At 69.1% G+C, this 18708-nt stretch carries 21 protein-coding genes; 7 read left to right on the top strand and 14 right to left on the bottom strand.

Going from position 1 to position 18708, the window contains the following annotated elements:
* Window positions 1–8: 8 nt before the first annotated feature.
* The 3 genes from lptE to AC3IPP_RS16395 form a co-directional block, all read right to left on the bottom strand.
* Window positions 9–491, bottom strand: a complete 483-nt coding sequence (gene lptE / locus AC3IPP_RS16405) for an LPS assembly lipoprotein LptE (protein WP_489149720.1) — start codon at window positions 489–491, stop codon at window positions 9–11.
* A complete protein-coding gene (gene leuS, locus AC3IPP_RS16400) occupies window positions 491–3082 on the bottom strand; it encodes a leucine--tRNA ligase (protein ID WP_489149719.1) in 2592 nt (863 codons plus the stop codon). The genes lptE and leuS overlap by 1 nt, the downstream gene beginning before the upstream one ends.
* A gap of 86 nt (window positions 3083–3168) precedes the next feature.
* On the bottom strand, window positions 3169–3624 hold the full coding sequence (locus AC3IPP_RS16395; RefSeq protein WP_087140170.1) for a DUF3576 domain-containing protein: 456 nt from the start codon (window positions 3622–3624) through the stop codon (window positions 3169–3171).
* A gap of 348 nt (window positions 3625–3972) precedes the next feature.
* On the opposite strand from AC3IPP_RS16395, the gene AC3IPP_RS16390 reads away from it, so the two are divergent.
* A complete protein-coding gene (locus tag AC3IPP_RS16390; RefSeq protein WP_087140172.1) occupies window positions 3973–4374 on the top strand; it encodes an NtrZ family periplasmic regulatory protein in 402 nt (133 codons plus the stop codon).
* A gap of 16 nt (window positions 4375–4390) precedes the next feature.
* Here AC3IPP_RS16390 and AC3IPP_RS16385 read toward each other — a convergent pair whose 3' ends face one another.
* Window positions 4391–5053, bottom strand: a complete 663-nt coding sequence (locus AC3IPP_RS16385; protein ID WP_489149718.1) for a thiamine phosphate synthase — start codon at window positions 5051–5053, stop codon at window positions 4391–4393.
* Here AC3IPP_RS16385 and AC3IPP_RS16380 point away from each other — a divergent pair.
* From AC3IPP_RS16380 to AC3IPP_RS16365, 4 genes are all read left to right on the top strand, one after another.
* Complete coding sequence (locus AC3IPP_RS16380; RefSeq protein ID WP_489149717.1) at window positions 5052–5762, top strand: YggS family pyridoxal phosphate-dependent enzyme; 711 nt, start codon at window positions 5052–5054, stop codon at window positions 5760–5762. The genes AC3IPP_RS16385 and AC3IPP_RS16380 overlap by 2 nt on opposite strands.
* A gap of 62 nt (window positions 5763–5824) precedes the next feature.
* Window positions 5825–6511 (top strand): response regulator transcription factor, encoded by a 687-nt coding sequence (locus AC3IPP_RS16375; RefSeq protein ID WP_003166566.1) that lies wholly within the window; start codon window positions 5825–5827, stop codon window positions 6509–6511.
* Between the two features lie 7 nt (window positions 6512–6518).
* Entirely contained in the window at window positions 6519–7460 is a 942-nt protein-coding gene (gene gcvA / locus AC3IPP_RS16370) for a transcriptional regulator GcvA (RefSeq protein WP_489149716.1), read from the top strand.
* 95 nt (window positions 7461–7555) lie between these two features.
* Window positions 7556–7678, top strand: coding sequence for a hypothetical protein (locus tag AC3IPP_RS16365; protein ID WP_256375772.1), 123 nt, complete (start codon window positions 7556–7558; stop codon window positions 7676–7678).
* A gap of 7 nt (window positions 7679–7685) precedes the next feature.
* On the opposite strand, the gene AC3IPP_RS16360 is transcribed toward AC3IPP_RS16365, so the two are convergent.
* Window positions 7686–8603: a hypothetical protein gene (locus tag AC3IPP_RS16360; protein ID WP_489149715.1), complete on the bottom strand. Its 918-nt coding sequence runs from the start codon at window positions 8601–8603 to the stop codon at window positions 7686–7688.
* Window positions 8604–8631: 28 nt separating this feature from the next.
* Between AC3IPP_RS16360 and AC3IPP_RS16355 the strand changes: the two genes are divergently transcribed.
* Entirely contained in the window at window positions 8632–10104 is a 1473-nt protein-coding gene (locus AC3IPP_RS16355; RefSeq protein WP_489149714.1) for an SLC13 family permease, read from the top strand.
* A 7-nt stretch (window positions 10105–10111) separates the two neighbouring features.
* On the opposite strand, the gene xth is transcribed toward AC3IPP_RS16355, so the two are convergent.
* The 3 genes from xth to AC3IPP_RS16340 form a co-directional block, all read right to left on the bottom strand.
* The gene (gene xth / locus AC3IPP_RS16350) at window positions 10112–10909 is read right to left on the bottom strand and encodes an exodeoxyribonuclease III (protein WP_489149713.1); all 798 of its coding nucleotides are present in this window, start codon (window positions 10907–10909) and stop codon (window positions 10112–10114) included.
* Between the two features lie 229 nt (window positions 10910–11138).
* On the bottom strand, window positions 11139–11780 hold the full coding sequence (locus AC3IPP_RS16345) for a LolA family protein (RefSeq protein ID WP_087140184.1): 642 nt from the start codon (window positions 11778–11780) through the stop codon (window positions 11139–11141).
* A gap of 276 nt (window positions 11781–12056) precedes the next feature.
* Window positions 12057–14558: an FtsK/SpoIIIE family DNA translocase gene (locus tag AC3IPP_RS16340; protein ID WP_489149712.1), complete on the bottom strand. Its 2502-nt coding sequence runs from the start codon at window positions 14556–14558 to the stop codon at window positions 12057–12059.
* Between the two features lie 175 nt (window positions 14559–14733).
* Here AC3IPP_RS16340 and AC3IPP_RS16335 point away from each other — a divergent pair, with 175 nt between their 5' ends.
* Window positions 14734–15987 carry a UbiH/UbiF/VisC/COQ6 family ubiquinone biosynthesis hydroxylase gene (locus AC3IPP_RS16335; RefSeq protein WP_489149711.1) on the top strand — a complete coding sequence of 418 codons (1254 nt, stop codon included), beginning with the start codon at window positions 14734–14736 and terminating at the stop codon, window positions 15985–15987.
* 57 nt (window positions 15988–16044) lie between these two features.
* Here AC3IPP_RS16335 and AC3IPP_RS16330 read toward each other — a convergent pair whose 3' ends face one another.
* From AC3IPP_RS16330 to trxA, 6 genes are all read right to left on the bottom strand, one after another.
* Window positions 16045–16236: a hypothetical protein gene (locus AC3IPP_RS16330; protein WP_087141470.1), complete on the bottom strand. Its 192-nt coding sequence runs from the start codon at window positions 16234–16236 to the stop codon at window positions 16045–16047.
* Window positions 16233–16433 carry a hypothetical protein gene (locus AC3IPP_RS16325; protein WP_489149710.1) on the bottom strand — a complete coding sequence of 67 codons (201 nt, stop codon included), beginning with the start codon at window positions 16431–16433 and terminating at the stop codon, window positions 16233–16235. Before AC3IPP_RS16325 ends, AC3IPP_RS16330 begins: the two co-directional genes overlap by 4 nt.
* A complete protein-coding gene (locus AC3IPP_RS16320; RefSeq protein WP_489149709.1) occupies window positions 16433–16576 on the bottom strand; it encodes a hypothetical protein in 144 nt (47 codons plus the stop codon). Before AC3IPP_RS16320 ends, AC3IPP_RS16325 begins: the two co-directional genes overlap by 1 nt.
* A 105-nt stretch (window positions 16577–16681) precedes the next feature.
* Complete coding sequence (locus AC3IPP_RS16315; protein WP_003166576.1) at window positions 16682–16876, bottom strand: Trm112 family protein; 195 nt, start codon at window positions 16874–16876, stop codon at window positions 16682–16684.
* 103 nt (window positions 16877–16979) lie between these two features.
* On the bottom strand, window positions 16980–17639 hold the full coding sequence (locus AC3IPP_RS16310; protein ID WP_087141468.1) for an LON peptidase substrate-binding domain-containing protein: 660 nt from the start codon (window positions 17637–17639) through the stop codon (window positions 16980–16982).
* Between the two features lie 10 nt (window positions 17640–17649).
* The gene (trxA, locus tag AC3IPP_RS16305; RefSeq protein WP_489149708.1) at window positions 17650–18549 is read right to left on the bottom strand and encodes a thioredoxin; all 900 of its coding nucleotides are present in this window, start codon (window positions 18547–18549) and stop codon (window positions 17650–17652) included.
* Window positions 18550–18708: the final 159 nt, after the last annotated feature.

Here is an 18708-nt window from a genome sequence, read left to right as displayed (position 1 = left end):
GAAGACCTTCAGCGCGCGGCCAGGACGCGCATCATGTCCAGGCGGATCAGGCGAGCCAGGTCGGCGGCGGCCCGGTCCTCGCCGTCCTGCTGGGCGGCGATGGCGGCGTAGGGCTGGTCCGCGGCGGCGTAGGTGACGGTCGTGGTCTGAACGCCCTTGATCGTCTCTCCGCCTGCCATGGGGGTCAGCGCCCAGGCGGCCTTGACCGTCAGCTCATAGCGGCTGGCCGTGTCGTCGATGCGGCGGCCCAGGGGGCGGCGGCTCTGCTCGACCTCGGTCGTCAGGCGATAGAGGGGCGCCTGGGCGCCGTCGCGGCCGAAGGCGTCCTCCAACTGTTCGCGCAGGCGATAGCCCAGGCGGTCGTCCGGGGTGCTCACGGCGATGCGCGACAGGCCGCCGCTGACGCCGGTCTCGCCGTACATGGGCGTGAAGCCGCAGGCGGACAGCAGGCTTGCGCCCGCCAGGACACCGAACAGGGCCAGCCGACGCATCAGCCGGCCACCAGATTGACGATACGGTCGGGCACCACGATCACCTTGCGGACGCTGAGGTTGTTGGCGGCAAGGTAGGCCTGAACCGTCGGATTGGCGAGGGCGGCGGCTTCGACTGTCGCATTGTCCGACCCGCGCGGCAGGACGACCTCGCCCCGACGCTTGCCGCCGATCTGGACGGGCAGGGTGATCTGGTCGTCAGCGGCCAGGGCCGGGTCATAGACGGGCCATGGCGCGTCCAGAACCATTCCGGCCTCGCCCAGCTGGGTCCAGGCTTCCTCGGCCAGGTGCGGGGTGAAGGGCGCCATCAGTCGCGCCAGGGTCGACAGGGCGGTCTTCTTCGCCTCGGCGCCCGCCTTGTCGTGCTGACGGATGGTCGCCAGGAAGGCGTAGAGCTTGGCCACGGCCGAGTTGAAGCGGAAATGCTTGACGCCCTCGCTGACGGCCTTGATGGCCTTGTGCGTCTCGCGGATCAGGCTGGCGTCAACATCGGCGTTTGCGGGCGCGGCGGCGTCGAAGGCTGCGTACTCGCCCCAGACGCGCTGGACGAAGCGGGCGGCGCCTTCGACCCCGCCGGTTGACCACTGGATGTCGCGTTCAGGCGGGCTGTCGGACAGGATGAACAGACGCCCGGCGTCCACGCCATAGGCGGTGATGATGTCCTGCGGCGCGACCACGTTCTTCTTGGACTTGGACATCTTTTCGATGTCGCCGATCGTCACCGGCGCGCCGGTCGACAGGCGCGTGGCGACACGCTGGCCGTCCACGGTCTCGATGCGCACGTCCGACGGCTCGACCCAGCGCGGCTTGCCGCTGTCTTCATGGCCGTCGAAATAGGTTTCGTGGATCACCATACCTTGGGTGAACAGCCCGGCGAACGGCTCCTTCACGTCCATCAGACCGGCGTCCGACAGGGCGCGGGTGATGAAGCGGGCGTAGAGCAGGTGCAGGACCGCGTGCTCGACGCCGCCGATGTATTGGTCCACCGGCAGCCATTTGGCGGCGGCGGCCTTGTTGATCGGCTCGGCCGCCTTGGGGTCGGCGAAGCGGGCGAAATACCATGAGCTGTCGACGAAGGTGTCCAGCGTGTCGGTCTCGCGCCGGGCGGCGCCGCCGCACGACGGGCAGTTGACGTGTTTCCACGTCGGATGGCGGTCCAGCGGGTTGCCCGGCACGTCGAAGGTGACGTCCTTGGGCAGTTCGACTGGCAGCTGGTCGGCCGGCACCGGCACGACGCCGCAGGCCTCGCAGTGAATGACCGGGATGGGGCAGCCCCAGTAACGCTGGCGGCTGACGCCCCAGTCGCGCAGGCGATAGATGGTCGCGCCTTCCCCCGTTCCGGCGGCCTCGATGCGGCGGATCGCCTCGGCCTTGGCGGCCTCGATATCCAGACCGTTCAGGAAGTCGGAATGGAAGATGGAGCCGGGGCCGGTGTAGGCCTCGTCCGCCACGGCGAAGTCGTCGCCCGCGCCCTCGGGGCGGACGACCGGGATCACCGGCAGGTCGTATTTGCGGGCGAAGTCCAGGTCGCGCTGGTCATGCGCCGGGCAGGCGAAGATGGCGCCCGTGCCGTAGTCGGACAGGATGAAGTTGGCGATCCAGACCGAGACTTCGGCGCCGGTGAAGGGATGGATGACCTTCAGCCCCGTGTCCCAGCCGATCTTCTCGGCCTGTTCGATGTCGGCCTGGCTGGCGCCGCCCTTGCGGCATTCGGCGACGAAGGCGGCGACCTCGGGGTCGGCCTCGGCCAGTTGCTTCGAGATCGGATGATCGGGAGCCAGGCCCATGAAGCTGGCGCCGAACAGGGTGTCCGGGCGGGTGGTGTAGATCTCCAGCCCGTCGTCGAAACCGGCCAAGGTCTGGGCTGGAGCGGCGCCCGACCAGGCCCATTTCATCTGCAGACCCTTGGACCGGCCGATCCAGTTTTCCTGCATCAGGCGGACCTTCTCGGGCCAGCGGCCTTCCAGTTCGGCCAGGCCGTCGATCAGATCATCCGCATACTGAGTAATGCGCAGGAACCACTGGTTCAGCTTGCGCTTCTCGACCACGGCGCCCGAGCGCCAGCCGCGCCCGTCGATGACCTGCTCGTTGGCCAGGACGGTGTTGTCGACGGGATCCCAGTTGACCACGCCGTCCTTGCGATAGACCAGGCCGCGCTTGAACAGCTCCAGGAACCATTCCTGCTGCTTGCCATAGTATTCGGGATCGCAGGTGGCGAACTCGCGGCTCCAGTCCAGTGATAGGCCCAGCAGCTTCAGCTGGTCGCGCATCGTCGCGATGTTGGACCAGGTCCAGTCGCCGGGATGGACGCCGCGCTCCATGGCCGCGTTCTCGGCCGGCATGCCGAAGGCGTCCCAGCCCATCGGGTGCAGGACGTCGAAGCCTTGCGCCCGTTTGTGACGCGCCACCACGTCGCCCATCACATAGTTGCGGGCGTGGCCCATGTGGATGTTGCCCGACGGATAGGGGAACATCTCGAGCACATAGTATTTCGGACGGCCGGTGTCGGCGTTGGACACCGAAAAGGCGTCGGCCGCGGCCCATCGGGCCTGCTGGCGGGGTTCGGCGGTCTTAGGCTCGTAACGGGCCACGGCGTATCCTGAGGCGGCGCCTCAGGCGCGAAGCTTGAGGCGGGCCTGAGGACGCGTTGAAGACGAAAGGTGAGGGGCGGCCGGTCTTAGCGACGGGCCGCGTTGGCGAGGTTGAGCTGGCGCGCCTTGGTCAGGATGGCGTTCTCCAGATCGGTTTCGGTCTGAGCCGCGACCGGCGCCGAGACCCAGGCGCCGGCGGCGTCCTTGACTTCCTTGGTCACGGCGACGTTCAGGGCGTCGGCGCGCAGGCGGCGATCCAGGATGAAGACGGTCGCCTTGAAGCGCTCGTTCGGCGCCTGCGGATTGACGTACCAGTCATAGTTGACCACGCCGCCCCACGGATCGGCGCTGGTCAGCGGCATGAAGGACAGGGTGTCCAGGGTGGCGCGCCACAGATAGGCGTTCACGCCGATGCCCAGCTGGGCCTCCATGGTGGGCGCCTTGGCCTTAGAGCCGCCGCCGATGAGGGGCAGGCTGGAGCAGCCCCCGAGCAGCAGGCCCGAGGCGATCAGGGCGACCGCAGCGCCGCGAACAAGAGCCATTCCGTGATCTCCGTGAAAGGGTTTGACGGCGCATGAGGGAGCGTCGCCTAGCGACGCCCACGCACGCTCGCGTCAGCAACGCTCTATAACACGGCGAAAAGGGGCGATGACAAGGCGATCTGGCATCAGACTCGACCGATAGAGGCCTTGGTCCGGCCCTTCTGCGTGACAAGGGCGCCACAGCCCGCGCCGGAGTCGCCTGGAACCTATGCCATAGGGCCACGTTCCGTTGACCGTAGGAATGCAGTCCATATCTTATCCCCAGATCGGACGCGGCTCGTTCAGGCGCGTTCTGAGGTCGTCAACAAGGATCGCCGCAGAAAACGAGCGGTCCATAGGGTGGGTGAAATGCGTTTCGTCGCCGTCATCGCTGCAAGCGTGGGCGCCCTGGCCTTGGCCGGGGTGACGACCGACGCCGCTGCGCAGACGCGCGGTCGCGCCCCTGCCGTCAGCCTGACCGACATCGCCGCCCAGTCGCCCAGCACCCCGACCGCCGCCCAGCGCCGCGGCCTGCGTTGGAACGAGAACGGCCGCTGGGGCCTGAACTTCAACCTGAACCAGCCCGTCGGCCGCGAAGCCGACTGGGGCGACGTCGAGGCCGGGGCCTATTACCGCCTCAGCCCGCGCTTGCGCGTTGGCGCCGCCGCCAACCTGGCCTCGCCGGAAGTCGATCCGGCCCGCGCGCCCGAAAGCGCCGCTGATCGCCGCGCCGCGCCGCGCGTGCGCCTCGAGACCATTTTCAAGTTCTGATCCTGAGCGGCCTCTCTCAGCGAGAGGTGAATGCTGTCTGGATCGCCTCCACGCCCGCCAGACCGCACGCGCCTGATTCGCTGAGGGCTTCGGCGTTGCGCGCCGTGATCCCGCCCAGGGCGTAGATCGGGCAGGGGGCCAGGGCCGCTAGCCCCGAGAACCGCTCCACCCCCAGCGCGAGCTTGACCGCTGAAGCGCCGCCGGCGGGAAAGACGGGCGACAGCACCAGGGCGTGCAGGTCGCGCGCGCCGCGCACGGCCGCTTCCGAATGCGCCGCGCCGGTCAGCAGCCAATCCGGTCGCCGTCCCGACAGGGCGTAGGCCGAGGACAGGGCGCGTTCGGGCAGGTGCACGCCGTCGGCCTCCACCCGCTCGGCCAGGGCGGCGTCCAGTCCGACCAGCAGAAGCACGCCCGCCGCCCGCGTCGCCTCGCGCAGACGAAGCCCGGTCTCGACGGCGTCGGCGGCGCCGAAGGCGCGGTACACGACGCCCGCGCCCGCTGGCAGGCGCGCCGCCGCTTTCCAGGGGCGGGGCGTGCGCTCGGGGTCGGTGAAGAACAGCAGGGGCGGCAGGGGGCTCGGGCTGACAGGCGCCGCCGCGAGGGCTACAGACTGCGACAGGGCCTGAGCCGCCGCCCACAGGGTGCGCGCGTCCTCGGCCATGAGTTCGGACAGGGTCATGACCGCCACTACGCCCGCTTTCGCTGTTTCGTCCATCGCCGACCGCTTCGCCGAGGTGCGCCGCCGTATCCATGACGCGGTCCTGGCGGCGGGGCGCGACCCCGCCTCTGTGGTGCTGACGGCGGTGTCCAAGACGCAGGGCGACGCCGCCCTCGACGCCGCTCTGGCGACCGGCCAGCGCGTGTTCGGCGAGAACCGGGTGCAGGAGGCCAAGGCTCACTGGGACGAGCGTCGCGCCGCCCTGCCGGACCTGAAGCTGCGCCTGATCGGCCCCTTGCAGACCAATAAGGCGCAAGACGCGGTCGAACTGTTCGACGTCATCGAGACCCTGGATCGCGAACGCCTCGCCGCTGCCCTGGCCGCCGCCGCGCACAAGACAGGCCGTCGCCCCCGTGTGCTGGTTCAGGTCAATACCGGCGCCGAACCGCAGAAGGCGGGGGTGCTACCGGAAGACGCCGACGCCCTGATCGCCGCCGCGCGCGACGTCCACGGGCTGACGGTGGAGGGGCTGATGTGCATTCCTCCGGCCGATGAAGACCCGGCGCCGCACTTCGCCCTTCTGGCCGCGATCGCCGCTCGCAACGGCTTGAGCGTCCTGTCGATGGGCATGAGCGGCGACTATCTGACGGCGATTCAGGCGGGCGCGACCCATGTTCGGGTCGGTTCGGCCCTGTTCGGGGAACGAAATATGGTCCCTGCGGCCTCTTAGGACGCAATATCGCGTTTGGCGCCCTTGGCGTTCGGCCCAAGCCTCGCCATTCTAAAGAGACCATGCGCACGCCCAAGACCATTCTGATCATCGATGACGACAACGACCTGCGCGAGGCCTTGGCCGAGCAGTTGGCGCTTCACGAGGAATTCCGCCCTGCCCAGGCCGCGACGGCGACCGACGGCGTGCGCCAGGCCAAGGAGGCGCGGGCCGACCTGATCCTGCTGGACGTCGACCTGCCCGACATGGACGGCCGCGAGGCCTGTCGCCTGATCCGCAAGGCGGGCGTGTCCACTCCGGTCATCATGCTGACGGCGCAGTCTTCGGATTCGGACGCCATTCTCGGCCTCGACTCCGGCGCCAACGACTATGTCACCAAGCCTTTCCGCTTCGCGGTTCTTCTGGCGCGCATCCGCGCCCACCTGCGCAGCCACGAACAGTCCGAGGACGCCGTCTTCCAGGTCGGCCCCTATGAGTTCCGTCCGGCCTCCAAGCTGATGGTCGACGACAAGGGCAAGAAGGTCCGGCTGACAGAAAAAGAAACCAACATCCTCAAGTACCTCTATCGCGCCGGGGCCAAGCCGGTGTCGCGCGAAGAGCTGCTGACCGAGGTCTGGGGCTACAACGCCGGGGTCACCACCCACACCCTGGAAACCCACATCTATCGCCTGCGTCAGAAGATCGAGGTCGAGCCGGGCCAGGCCCGCCTGCTGCTGACCGACGCCGGCGGCTACCGCCTCCAGCCCTGACCCTCAGATGAGCGAGCGTCGCCCGACCCCGCCGCTGGTGGCGCTTCGGGCGTTCGACGCAGCCGCCCGCCTTGGCAGTTTCCGCGAGGCGGCCGAGGAGCTGGGCGTCACCCCCGGCGCCGTCAGCCGCCATGTGAAGGCGCTGGAGATGCGCCTGGGTCTGCGCCTGTTCGATCGCTTTAACCGTTCGGTGCGCCTGACCGCCGACGGCAAGCGTCTGGCCCAGGGCGTGGCCGACGCCTTCGAGCGGTTGGAAAGCGCGCTGGAGGCCGTGCGGCCGGGCCGCTCGCGCCAGCTGCGCATCACCGCTCTGCCGTCCTTGGCCAGCAAATGGCTGTCGCCGCGCCTGCATCGGTTCAGCGAGGAAAACCCGGATCTCGATCTGATCGTCTTCGCCGAGGACCGCATCGCCGACCTGTCGAACGGCGAGGCCGACGTGGCCCTGCGCTATGGTGAAGGTCCCTATCCGGGCCAGGTGGCGCGGCGGCTGGTCAATGAGCGGCTGATCCCGGTCTGTGCCCCGTCCTTCGCCGCCGCCCGGCGGTTGAACCAGCCGTCCGACCTGCTGGACGTGGTGCTGATCCACGAGACCTGGCACGACATGCCCTACGCCGACCGCATGGGCTGGAAGGCCTGGTTCGAAAGCGCCGGCGTCGATGATCCGCGCGTGAGCCACCTGCGTGGCCCGCACTTCAGCCACAGTCATCTGGCGCTGGAGGCGGCCCTGTCGGGGCGCGGCGTGGCCCTGACATCGGCGCCCCTGGCGGCGGACGACCTGCGCGAGGGGCGGCTGATCCAGCCGGTCGATCACGCCCTGACCAACGACCTGGCCTATTGGGCGGTGGTCCTGCCGGAACGGGCGGATGAACCCAAGCTGCGGCGCTTCCTCAACTGGATCGTGGCTGAATCGCGGCTGGATGAGGACGCAGATAAGGTTCGAGTGACCTGAGATCACTTGAGACGGCCTAACCGTGGTTTGTCCCCCACAGCAGCGCCGCCTATCTTGAGACCGTTCGGAACTCCCCCGCCGAAAGGAACCAAGTCATGAAACTCGTGCATCCCCGCGCTTCGAGCTTCTCGTTCGAAGGCATCGTCGTCTTCACCGGCAGCGTCACCCTGATCCTGCTGGGCGTGCTGGCCGGCGCCAAGCTGCTGGGCGCAGCCTGAGCTTAAGTCAACGCGGGCGCCATTCGCTGAGAAGGGCGCCCGTGGCCCCATCCTCGAAGGCCAGCCGGTCGAGCCGCAGGGCGGCGATGCAGACCGGACGGCTTTCGGCGTCCTTCTGGACGCAATGGACGGCCTTGCCGTCCGCGAAGGCGGTCAGCCGTCCTTCCAGCCGCAGCGCATAGCCGCGCGGCGCCGGCGTCGGAGCGACGTCCTTTTCTCCCCGAATGACATGGACATAGGCCTGGCCCTGACGACGGCCCAGGCGCGATCCGCCCGCTTCGAACACGGCGGCCAGCCCGGCGCTGCGCTCGGGTTGGACGAGCGGCGGTGTCACGACGTCCTCAACGGCTTTAGCCTCAACCGCCTTGGCCTCAACGGTCTTGTCCTCGGCGGCCGTCTTGTTTGACGCCTGAGCCGTTGGAGGCGCAGGGGCAGGGGCGGCCGGGGCCGTTGACGCCGGACAGGCGTCCAGGCCGCTCCATGGCCGGGCGATCCAGAAGCCTTCGACCGCCTCCCACTTGTCGACCGCCCCCTCGCGGGTCGCGGGGACCAGGGACGACGCGACCAGATCTTCCGGCGTGACCGTTAGGGTCAGGCTTCCGTCCGCATTGCGGACGAGGCGGGGCAGGCCGCCGGCCTCGCCGGCGACGGTCGCTGCGCCGCCGCAGCCGAAAGGCAGGCGCACCGACACCGTGCGGCCGGTCAGGGCCGCGTCGCGGGTCTGGCCGTCGGCCAGGGCCGTCCCCGCTTCGGTCAGCGCGGCCAGCAGGGCGGCGCGGTTCAGCGTGGAATCCAGCACGACCGTCGGCGGCGGGGCCGGTTCCGCGGGCGCGGCCGGTTCCGGCGGTCGTTGGCACCAGGTCAGAAGCGGCAGGGCCGCCGCCAGGGCGAGCGGCGCGGCGAGACGGGTCGTTGTGATCGACATGGAACCAGCCTAACACGGGAAACGCTGATTGGCGCCCCGACCCGTGATCGTGGTCGCGGCGATGGCTGATAAAGGGGTTCTTGCGCGGGTGACGCTGGACCAGATCATCGCGCTTATCGTTCTGATCGCCGTGGTCGGCGTGATGATCCACGGTCGGATGCGCTCGGACGTGGTTGCGCTCAGCGGCGCGGCGGCCCTGCTGCTGTTCGGCGTGGTGCGCCCGGTCGAGGTGCAGAGCGCCTTCGCCAGCCCGGCGGTCATCGCCCTGGCCGGCCTGTTCGTCATCGCCTACGCCATTGAGCTGTCGGGTCTGCTGGGCCTGATGATCCGCAAGGCGACGGCGCTGTGTCAGCGGTTCGGCGCGACGGGCATCTGGGTGGTGATCGGCCTGTGCGGCTCGGTCGGCGGCTTTCTGAACAATACGCCGGTGGTGGTCCTGGCCGCGCCGGTCGTGCGCGACATGGCCAAGTCGCTGAAGCTGTCGCCCAAGCGGTTCCTGATGCCGCTCAGCCATGTGACGGTCCTGGGGGGCCTGCTGACCCTGATCGGCACTTCGACCAATCTGCTGGTCAACGACATGGCGCGCAACGCGGGCCAGCCGGTCTTCAGCCTGTTCGAGATCACGCCGGTGGGCCTAGTCATCGCCCTGGTCGGCGGACTGTGGCTCTATTTCTTCGGCGCGCGCCAACTGGGACGCACGGCGACCGCCGAGGAGGAGGCTGAGGCCGAACGCGAACGGCGCGAGGCGGAAGCCCAGGCCGAAAAGGCGTCGCGCCAAGGCCGATGGCGCCTGCCCTTCTCACTGTCGTCCCTGACCCGCCTGGGCGAAAGCCGCAGTCAGCGCGACGGCACGGGGGACGCGCATCTGGGCGACGTCGACCTCTACGCCTCGGCCGACCGGCCCTTGCAGTGGAAGCGGGCGTTGATCGCCCTGGCCGTGTTCGTGATGGTTGTGGCGGCGGCGGGGCTGGGGATCGCGCCCATCGCGGCGGCCGCCTTCGCCGGAGCGGTGGCGTTGATCCTGCTGGGCGTGCTGACGCCGGAAGAGGCCTATTCGGGTCTCAAGCCGGACATCCTGCTGTTGATCGCCGGCATGGTGGTGGTCGGCACCGCCATCGAAGTGACGGGGCTGGCGGCGCAAGGCGCGGGTCTGCTGATCGAGGTGATCCGTCCGTTCGGGCCTCTGGGCGCGCTGATCGTGCTCTACGGCGTGACCCTGTTCGCGACCGAGCTCCTGTCCAACGCCACGGTGGCGGTGCTGGTGACGCCGATCGCCGTCGCCCTGGCCGAGAGTCTGGGGGTTGATCCACGCCCCTTCCTGGTCGCGGTGATGATGGCCGCCTCGGCCGCCTTCGCCACCCCCTTCGGCTATCAGACCAACGTCCTCGTCTATCAGATGGGCGGTTACAGCTACATGGACTTCGTCCGCGTCGGCACGCCGCTGAACCTGATCACCTGGGCGGCGGCCATGGTCGCCATCCCGATCTTCTTCCCCTTCTGAGGCGGGCTCAGACGTCCAGGTCCATCACGACCGGGGCGTGGTCGCTGGGCCGTTCCCATTCGCGCACCGTGTCCAGGATGCGGGCGCTTCCCTTGACCACGGCGGGCGTCAGGCCGGGCGAGGTCCATAGATGGTCCAGCCGCAGGCCCCGGTTCGACTTGCGGAAGTCCTTGGCGCGATAGCTCCACCAGCTGGCCAGCTTGACCGGATCGGGGATCTGGTCGCGCAGCACGTCGGTGAAGCCGCCGGCGTCCTGAAGTCGGTACAGGGTCTCGACCTCGCCGGGGGTGTGGCTGACCACCTTGGACATGAAGCGGTGGTTCCAGACGTCGTTCTCGCCCGGCGCGATGTTGAAGTCGCCGGCCAGGACCAGGGGCCGCTGGCGGTCGCGGGTCTTCATCTCGGCGGTCAGCCGCTCATAGAAGTCCATCTTGTGATCGAACTTGGGGTTCAGCGCCCGGTCCGGCAGGTCGCCGCCCGCCGGGATGTAGAAGTTCTGCACCTCCACCCCCTCGACCACAGCCGAGACGCAGCGGGCGTGGCCCTCGCGGCAGACGTCCAGCTTCGGACTGTCGACGATGGGCAGGCGGCTGGCGATGGCCACCCCGTGCCAGCCCTTCTGGCCGCCGATCCGCAAGTAGGGCAGGCCCATGTCGATGAAGGCCTGACGCGGGAACTGGTCCTCGGTGCATTTGATCTCCTGCAGGCACAGGACGTCCGGGGCGTGTTCGGCGACTAAACGGGCGACCTGCTCAATGCGCAGGCGGACCGAGTTGATGTTCCAGGTGACGATGCGAAGGCTCATGCGACGGGCCTTAGCAGCTTGACGGGGCGGGGTCTAAGCCGGTCGTCTCGCGCATTAAAAAAGCGCCCGGAGCCAGGTCCGGGCGCATGAAGTTCGTCTCTCTCGCCGCCAGGCGGGGATGAATCCGTGGCGGGCGGGACGGCCGCCGCCGTCCTGTGCCCAAAGTGTCACGCCTGGCGAAAAAGGTCAAACTGTCACAAATTCGCCCTGCTTCTTTTCTGGCGACGGATCAGTTGCGGCGGTTGCGACGCGTCGGATCGCGCAGCTGGAACAGGCTGGCGGCCAAGCCGGGCGCCGGTTGCAGCGTGGTCAGCTGCACGCGGGTGCGCGACCCTTGCGCGTCGGTGATCGTCCATTCTTGCAGGCGCACGGGCGAACCGGCGAAGGCCAGGATGACCGAGCCTTCATTGGGACGGCGCGCGTCGCGGGCCGTGATGGCGAAGGCGCCGGAGTCCATGCGCGTGATCCGGTCGATCTTCACGCCCTGATCCAGCCGGACCTCGCGCGCCAGGAAGGTGGACAGCGGCGTCTGGCCCAGCGGCGCCTGGCGGAAGACGTTCAGGCGCGGATCCCAACGGCTGACGTTGTTGCCGTCGGCGACGACCAGCAGGCCTTCCGGCTCGGTGTATTCGAACCGCATCTTGCCGGGGCGTTGCAGATAATAGCGGCCGGCGCGGCGCTGATTGTTCGGCCCGGTCTCGACGAAGGTCCCCTGGGCCGTGGTCATGGCGGTCAGATAGGTCTGGGCCTGACGCAGCACGGCCTGATCGTCGGCCGACAGCCCGGCTTGCGCCAGGACGGCGGCGGGGGCGGCGGCGAGCGCGACCAGGGCGGCGGAGCCGAGGCCGAAGGCGCGGCGGGAAATGCTCATGTCTTTTCTTCTCCCGTTCTGAACGGTTTTCGACCCGATGAGGGTGAGGGCTTCATCCGGCAGGCTGATGACGCCAGCCTGACCATATTCCGGCGCTCCGATGAAGCGGTGTTCATTGTTTAGTGTCCTATCGCTCGCCGCGCGGCGGCTCGCTGCTTGAGGACGTGAGGCGTTTAAGCGTCGATTGAAGCGCGTGGTTCCCGGCTTGCGCTCGCGCCCGGCGCTCAAGCAGCGAGCGACCGCGTCGCGAGCGTAGCGCCTCGGCGGAGCCGACAGTCAAACCATGGGAGGCGGCCCGGCCAGCACCTCGCGCTTGCCGGCGTGGTTCGCCGGGCTGACGACGCCTTCCTGCTCCATGCGTTCGATCAGGGTGGCGGCGCGGTTGTAGCCGATCTGCAGACGGCGCTGGACGTAGGAGGTCGAGGCCTTGCGGTCGCGCGTGACCACGGCCACGGCGCGATCATACAGGTCGTCGCCGGTGCCGCCGCCTTCATCGCCATAGGCGCCGTCGCCGTCGCCGTCCGGCTCGTCGGTGATCAGATCGAGGTATTCCGGCTCGGCCTGGGCGCGCAGGTGTTTGCAGACCTCCTCGACCTCCTGATCGCCGACGAAGGGGCCGTGCAGGCGGGTGATGCGTCCGCCGCCCGCCATGTAGAGCATATCGCCCTGACCCAGCAGCTGCTCGCCGCCCTGTTCGCCCAAGATGGTGCGGCTGTCGATCTTCGACGTGACCTGGAAGGAGATCCGGGTCGGGAAGTTGGCCTTGATGGTGCCGGTGATAACGTCCACCGACGGGCGCTGCGTGGCCATGATCAGGTGGATGCCGGCGGCGCGGGCCATCTGGGCCAGACGCTGGACGGCGCCTTCCACATCCTTGCCCGCGACCAGCATCAGGTCGGCCATCTCGTCCATGACCACGACCAGATAGGGCATGGGCTCGGGGCGGATCTTCTCGCTCTCGTAGACGGGGCGGCCCTGTTCGTCGAAGCCGGTCTGGACGGTGCGCTCGAAATGCTCGCCCTTCTCCTGGGCCTCGCGGGCGCGGTCGTTATAGCTGGCCACGTTGCGGACGCCGAGCTTGGACATCCGGCGATAGCGGTCCTCCATCTCGCGCACGGTCCACTTCAGGGCCACGACCGCCTTCTTGGGATCGGTCACGACCGGCGCCAGCAGGTGCGGGATGCCGTCATAGACCGACAGCTCCAGCATCTTGGGGTCGATCATGATGAAGCGGCACTCGGCGGGCGAGTGGCGATACAGGATCGACAGGATCATGGCGTTGACCCCGACCGACTTACCCGAGCCGGTGGTGCCCGCGATCAGCAGGTGGGGCATCCGCGCCAGATCGGCCACATAGGGCTCGCCGCCGATGGTTTCGCCCAGGGCCAGCGGCAGCAGATGGCTCTTCTTGTCGTATTCGCCGGACGCCAGCAGGTCGCGCAGGAAGACGGTCTCGCGCTTGGCGTTGGGCAGTTCGATGCCGATGGCGTTGCGGCCCTGAACCACGCTGATGCGGCAGGCGCGGGCCGACATGGAGCGGGCGATGTCGTCGGCCAGGGCCACGACGCGGCCGTGCTTCACGCCGGGCGCGGGCACCAGTTCATACAGGGTGACGACGGGGCCGGGGCGGATCTGGTCGATCTGGCCGCGCACACCGAACTCCTGAAGCACGCCCTCCAGCATCTTGGCGTTGGCCTTCAGCGACTCCTCGTCGACGGCGCCGCCGCGCTGGCCGGGCTTGGCCAGGATGCCCAGCGGCGGCAGCTCGAAGCCGCCCTCATTGGCGAAGTCGAAGGCCTGTTGGTCGGTATCGCTGCGCACGGGCTTGGGCGCTTTGACGGCCGCCACCTTGGGCTCGTTCGACTTGGGCGCTCGGGCTGAAGGCGGGGCGATGGGGGCCGGGGCCGCATCCTCCCACGGCGGGGTGTAGGCGTCGGCTTCATCGGCGTAACCGTCCGCATCGTCGTATGCGTCTGCGGCGGGCGCAAAGGCGGCTTGAGCCTGAACGGGCGCGGCGAGAGGGCCGTCGGCCTCTATCTCGTCGGCGTCGGGCAGGCGGTGACGCGGCTTGCGGGCGGCGGTTTCAGCCACGGCGCGCGGCGCCTTGCCCGGCTTGGCGGCCTTGGCGGGTTTCGACCCCTTGGCGGCGCGGGCTTCGGCGCCCTTCTGGGCGGCCCAGCCGGCGGTGTCGGTGAAGTCGCGCAGGCGCAGGCCTACGGTGTAGGCCAGGCTCCACAGCGCCAGAACTAGGAACACCACGCCCAGGATGATGCGCGCGCCCGGCACCTTCAGCGCGCCCAGTCCATTGGCGGCCAGGCCGGTGACGGCGTCGCCCCATAAACCGCCCATGCCCGCCGCCAGCGGCCATTTCGCGGGCGCCGCCGGGGCCGACAGGGCGGCCGACAGCAGCAGCACGCCCACGACGGCGCAGAAGACCTTGAACGGCGTCGGCTGCAGCCGGTGCTGCAAGGCGTCGCCGATCGCCACCGCAAGTCCGAAGGCGATCAGCAGCAGGACGGCGGGCCAGGCGGCCAGCCCCAGCGACTGCATGACCAGATCGGCGAAGGTCGCGCCGGCGCCGCCCAGCCAGTTGGTCGGCGCCTGGATCGAGGCGGCGTTCCAGCTGGGATCGGCCGGGTTCCACGAGATCAGGGCCACCAGAAGCAGGGCGGCCAACATGGCTTGCAGCACGCCCCTGAACCGCACGGCGAAGGGCGCCGCCCAGACGATGCAGGCGGTGCTCCAGACGCGTTGGCCGAGCGCGATGGCGGCGGACATGAAGGCGGACCCCCAGAAACGGGATTCTAAACAGGACTCTCGCCCTTACTGCCTCGCATAAGGTTAAAGCTGCATTTACCAGCTTGGCCTTTGCGGACGGAGATGAGCCCTTATGTCCCATGGCGGAGGCGGGCTGCTGGTAGCGTGACGCGCGATACGGGCCTAGAACGACACCATGAGCGGATCGGACGACTACGACATCATCATCGCCGGCGCAGGCCTGGTCGGGGCGACCTTTGCGCTGGCGGCGGCGCAGGGGGGCTTGCGCTCCGTCATGGTGGACCCCCAGCCGTTCACCGCCCAGCTGGCGCCGACCTTCGACGGGCGGGCGACGGCGATTTCCTACGCCAACTTCCGCATGTTGAAGGCGCTGGGGCTGGGCGAGGCGCTGGAGCCGCACGCCTGCCGCATGGACCGCATCCTGGTGACGGACGGCCGCCGCCCCGGCGCCGCCAGCCGAAAACCTTCGGCCGCCTATATCCGCTTCGACGCGGATGAGATCGGCGACCGCAACGGCGGCGAGCCGCTGGGCTATATGGTCGAGAATCGTCGCCTGCGCGTCGCCTTGGCTGAAGCTGTCGAGGCCCGAGGCCTGGAGGTCCGCGCCCCCGCCGCCGTGGCCGATGTGGCGGTCGGGCCGGGCCGGGCGACGGTGACGCTGAAGGACGGTTCAACCCTGTCGGCGCCGCTTGTGATCGGGGCCGAGGGCCGCAACTCGACCGTGCGGCGCGCGGCGGGCATCGACGTCTTCGGCTGGACCTATCAGCAGAGCGGCGTGGTCTGCACCGTCCGCATGGAAAAACCGCACGGCAACGTCGCCCATGAGTATTTCCTGCCGGACGGTCCCTTCGCCATCCTGCCGCTGACGGAAAACCGGGCCAATCTGGTCTGGACCGAGAGCACCCGCCGGGGCGCGGCTCTGCGCTCGGCCTCGGATGAGGCCTTCCACGCCCATCTGACGCGGCGCTTCGGCGACTTCCTGGGCGGGCTGACGATCGAGGGGCCGCGCTTCGTCTATCCCCTGTCGCTGCAATTGGCCGAGAGTCTGACCGCGCCGCGCATGGCCATCATCGGCGATGCCGCCCACGGGGTGCACCCGGTGGCGGGGCAGGGGCTGAACATGGGTCTGAAGGACGTCGCCGCCCTGTCGGAGGTGCTGACCGAGGCCGCCCGCATCGGCGAGGACATCGGCTCGGAACTGGTGCTGGAGCGTTACGCCCGCTGGCGCCGGTTCGACAACGCGGCGCTGGCGGCAGGCTTTGACGGCTTCGTGCGCCTGTTCTCCAACGACATCGCCCCGGTGCGGCTGGTCCGCGATCTGGGCATGGCGGCGGTCAACCGCATCGCCCCCCTGCGCCGCGCCTTCATGCACGAGGCCGGCGGGGCGACGGGAGACCTGCCCCGCCTCCTGCGCGGCGAGAGTTTGTAAGAGGGCCTGCCCGCCTCGGGCTGCTTGAAGCTTGCCTGGGGTTTAGCGGCTCGAGGGTCAGTCGTGAGTGTGCAGCAGCACGTCGGCGTCGTCGCGGCGGTCGGCTTCTTCCACCGCGCAGCGCAAGGCGGAGGCCCGGTTCTGGAACAGGCCGAAGAAGAGCCCGTCCGAGGAGGTCAGGCGCCAGACGCGGCCCAGGCGGCGAATCTCGAACAGGACGGGCCGGGCCTTGGCGCGAGCGGCGCTCATGAGCGGGGCTCGATCGGGTTCAGCCCGTCAGCCTGACGCTGCAGCTGACGGGCGATGCGCACGGCGGCCTCGCGGTCCTTGAAGGGGCGGGTGGCGCAGTCGTCCAGGGTGACGCACCAGCCGCCGTCGCGGGCGACGACGCCATAGGCGCGGTGACGGTGAGGGGCGGCGGGGCGCCCGTCGGGATAGCCGCTCATCATCGTGGGCGGCTCCCGTTGCGGGGCATGCAGCCGAGATAGAGGGCCAGCACGGTCTGGGCCATGCGCCAGACGCTGGGGGCGGCGGGTTCGGTCGGGCCTGGGCGGCTCAGCGACTGGTTCAGCAGGGCGCGGCGGCTCATGGGGGGCTCCTTCATGAGACGAAGAAACACCCGAGGGCCATAAGGGCGCGATGAGGAAACCGGGCTGCCGCCTAAGCGCGGCGTAAGGGTTCGGCGCCCTGACGATCAGTCCAGCGGGCGGGCGTCTTCGGCCAGCATGATCGGCACGCCGTCGCGGATGGGGAAGGCCAGCTTGGCGCCCGCCGAGACCAGTTCATTGCGCTCGCGGTCATAGGTCAGGCGGCCGCGCGTGACCGGACAGACCAGCACTTCCAGCAGGCGGGGATCGACCGAGACGGGGGTGTTGAAGGCGTCGCTCATGATTTTAAGTGCCCTATCGCTCGCCGCGCGGCGGCTCGCTGCTTGAGGGCGTCGGGCGCCCTGTTCTGTTGGTCGCGTGTTTATCGCGTCGAGAGCGCTCAGACTACTGCATCGCCGGACCGGGTTCGTCGTCGTCGGGGGCCACGGCTTCGATGCGCAGGAGGGCGGTCAGGGCTGCTTCGCGCTCGGTCAGGGTCAGGGCTTCCAGCAGGGCCTGTTTCTCGGGCGGATCAAAGGGCAGGGCCATGGCCAGGCTGTTCACCAGGGCTTCCTGCGGCGCGGCGCGGGCGGTGTCCCAGTCGATGTCCATGCCGCGTCCCGCCAGATAGGGCGCCAGGGCCGAGAGGAAGGGCTGGCGGTCGAAATCCTCGGTCGGGTCCGGGGCGCGCAGGTCCGACTCATAGGGCAGGAAGTCGACCCGCGCCTGGCGGTAGGGGGTGCGGACCTGCATTTCGGTCGCCACGGCGAAGCGGCACACCCCGGTCAAGGTGATCAGATAGCGCCCGTCCGAGGTCTCGGCGAAGCTGGTGATCCGCCCGGCGCAACCGACGCGGGTCAGGGGCGGACGCAGGCCTGCGGGGCCGACCGGCTGGATCAGGCCGATCATCCGGTCGCCCGCCATGGCGTCGTCCACCATGTTCAGATAGCGCGGCTCAAAGATGTTCAGCGGCAGCTGCCCCCGCGCCAGGAGGATGGATCCCGGCAAGGGAAACACCGGGATCACCTGGGGAAGTTCGCTGGCCTTGACGTAGCCCTGAGCCATGATCGCGCCGTTAGGAGAACAGGATGGAGGACAGGCGTCGTCGTCCGTCGCGGGCGACTTCGCTGGTCGGGCCGGCGGCCTCGAACACGGTCAGCAACTGCTTGCGCGCGGCCTGGTCGTTCCACTCGCGCTCAGCCTGGACGATGGTCAACAGGTGGTCGACCGCGCCCTTCAGATCGCCCGCCGAGGCCAGGGCCTGGGCCAGGTCGAAGCGGGCCTCGTGGTCGTTCTTGTTCGCGGCCAGCCGGGCTTCCAGCTCGGCGGTCGCGCCCGTCGGGGCGGCCGAGGCCAGCGACAGCTGGGCGCGCACGGCCTGGACTGTCGGCTCGGTGGAATCGGCGGGGGCCATGGCGATGGTCTGGGCCGCCTGTTCGGCGTCGCCCTCGGCCAGATAGACGCGGGCCATGCCGGCGATGGCCTTCTGATTGTCCGGCTCCATCGTCAGGACGTGGGCGAAGGCCTGGGCGGCGCCGCCCAGGTCGCTGAGGCCCAGGGATTCCTCGCCCAGCGACAGCAGTTGCTCGACGTCGGTGTTGACGCCTTCTCCGCCGGTCAGCTTGTCGATGAAGGCCTTGATCTGGCTGTCGGGCACGGCGCCCTGGAAGCCGTCGACCGGCTGGCCGTTGACGAAGGCGTAGACGGTCGGGATCGACTGCACCCGCAGCTGGCCCGCATAGGCCGGGTTGGCGTCGACGTCGATCTTGACCATCTTCACCGCCCCCTTGGCGGCGCGCACGGCCTTCTCCAGCGCGGGGCCGAGCGTCCGGCACGGCCCGCACCAGGTCGCCCAGAAGTCGACGATGACCGGCTGATGCTTCGAGGCCTCGATCACGTCGGTCATGAAGGAGGCGTCCGTGCCGTCCTTGATGAGGTCGGGCGGGGTGGTCAGGGACGGGTCGGCGAAGGTCATGGTCGGGTCCGCAAGGCAAGACGAAGGAAGGTAACGGATCAGATGGCGTCGGGATGCCTCGCCATCAAGCCGAAAGCGCGCCTTGCCGCAGGCGAAGGCGAGGAGAGCGGAAAAAACAGAGTCCAATTCGTCTGAATCGTCTGAAATCTCCGTCCTCGA

The organism is Brevundimonas sp. KH_060, from assembly GCF_057838275.1.
Note: the sequence above shows the minus strand (reverse complement) of the source record. Positions and strands in the feature narration are given on the sequence as shown.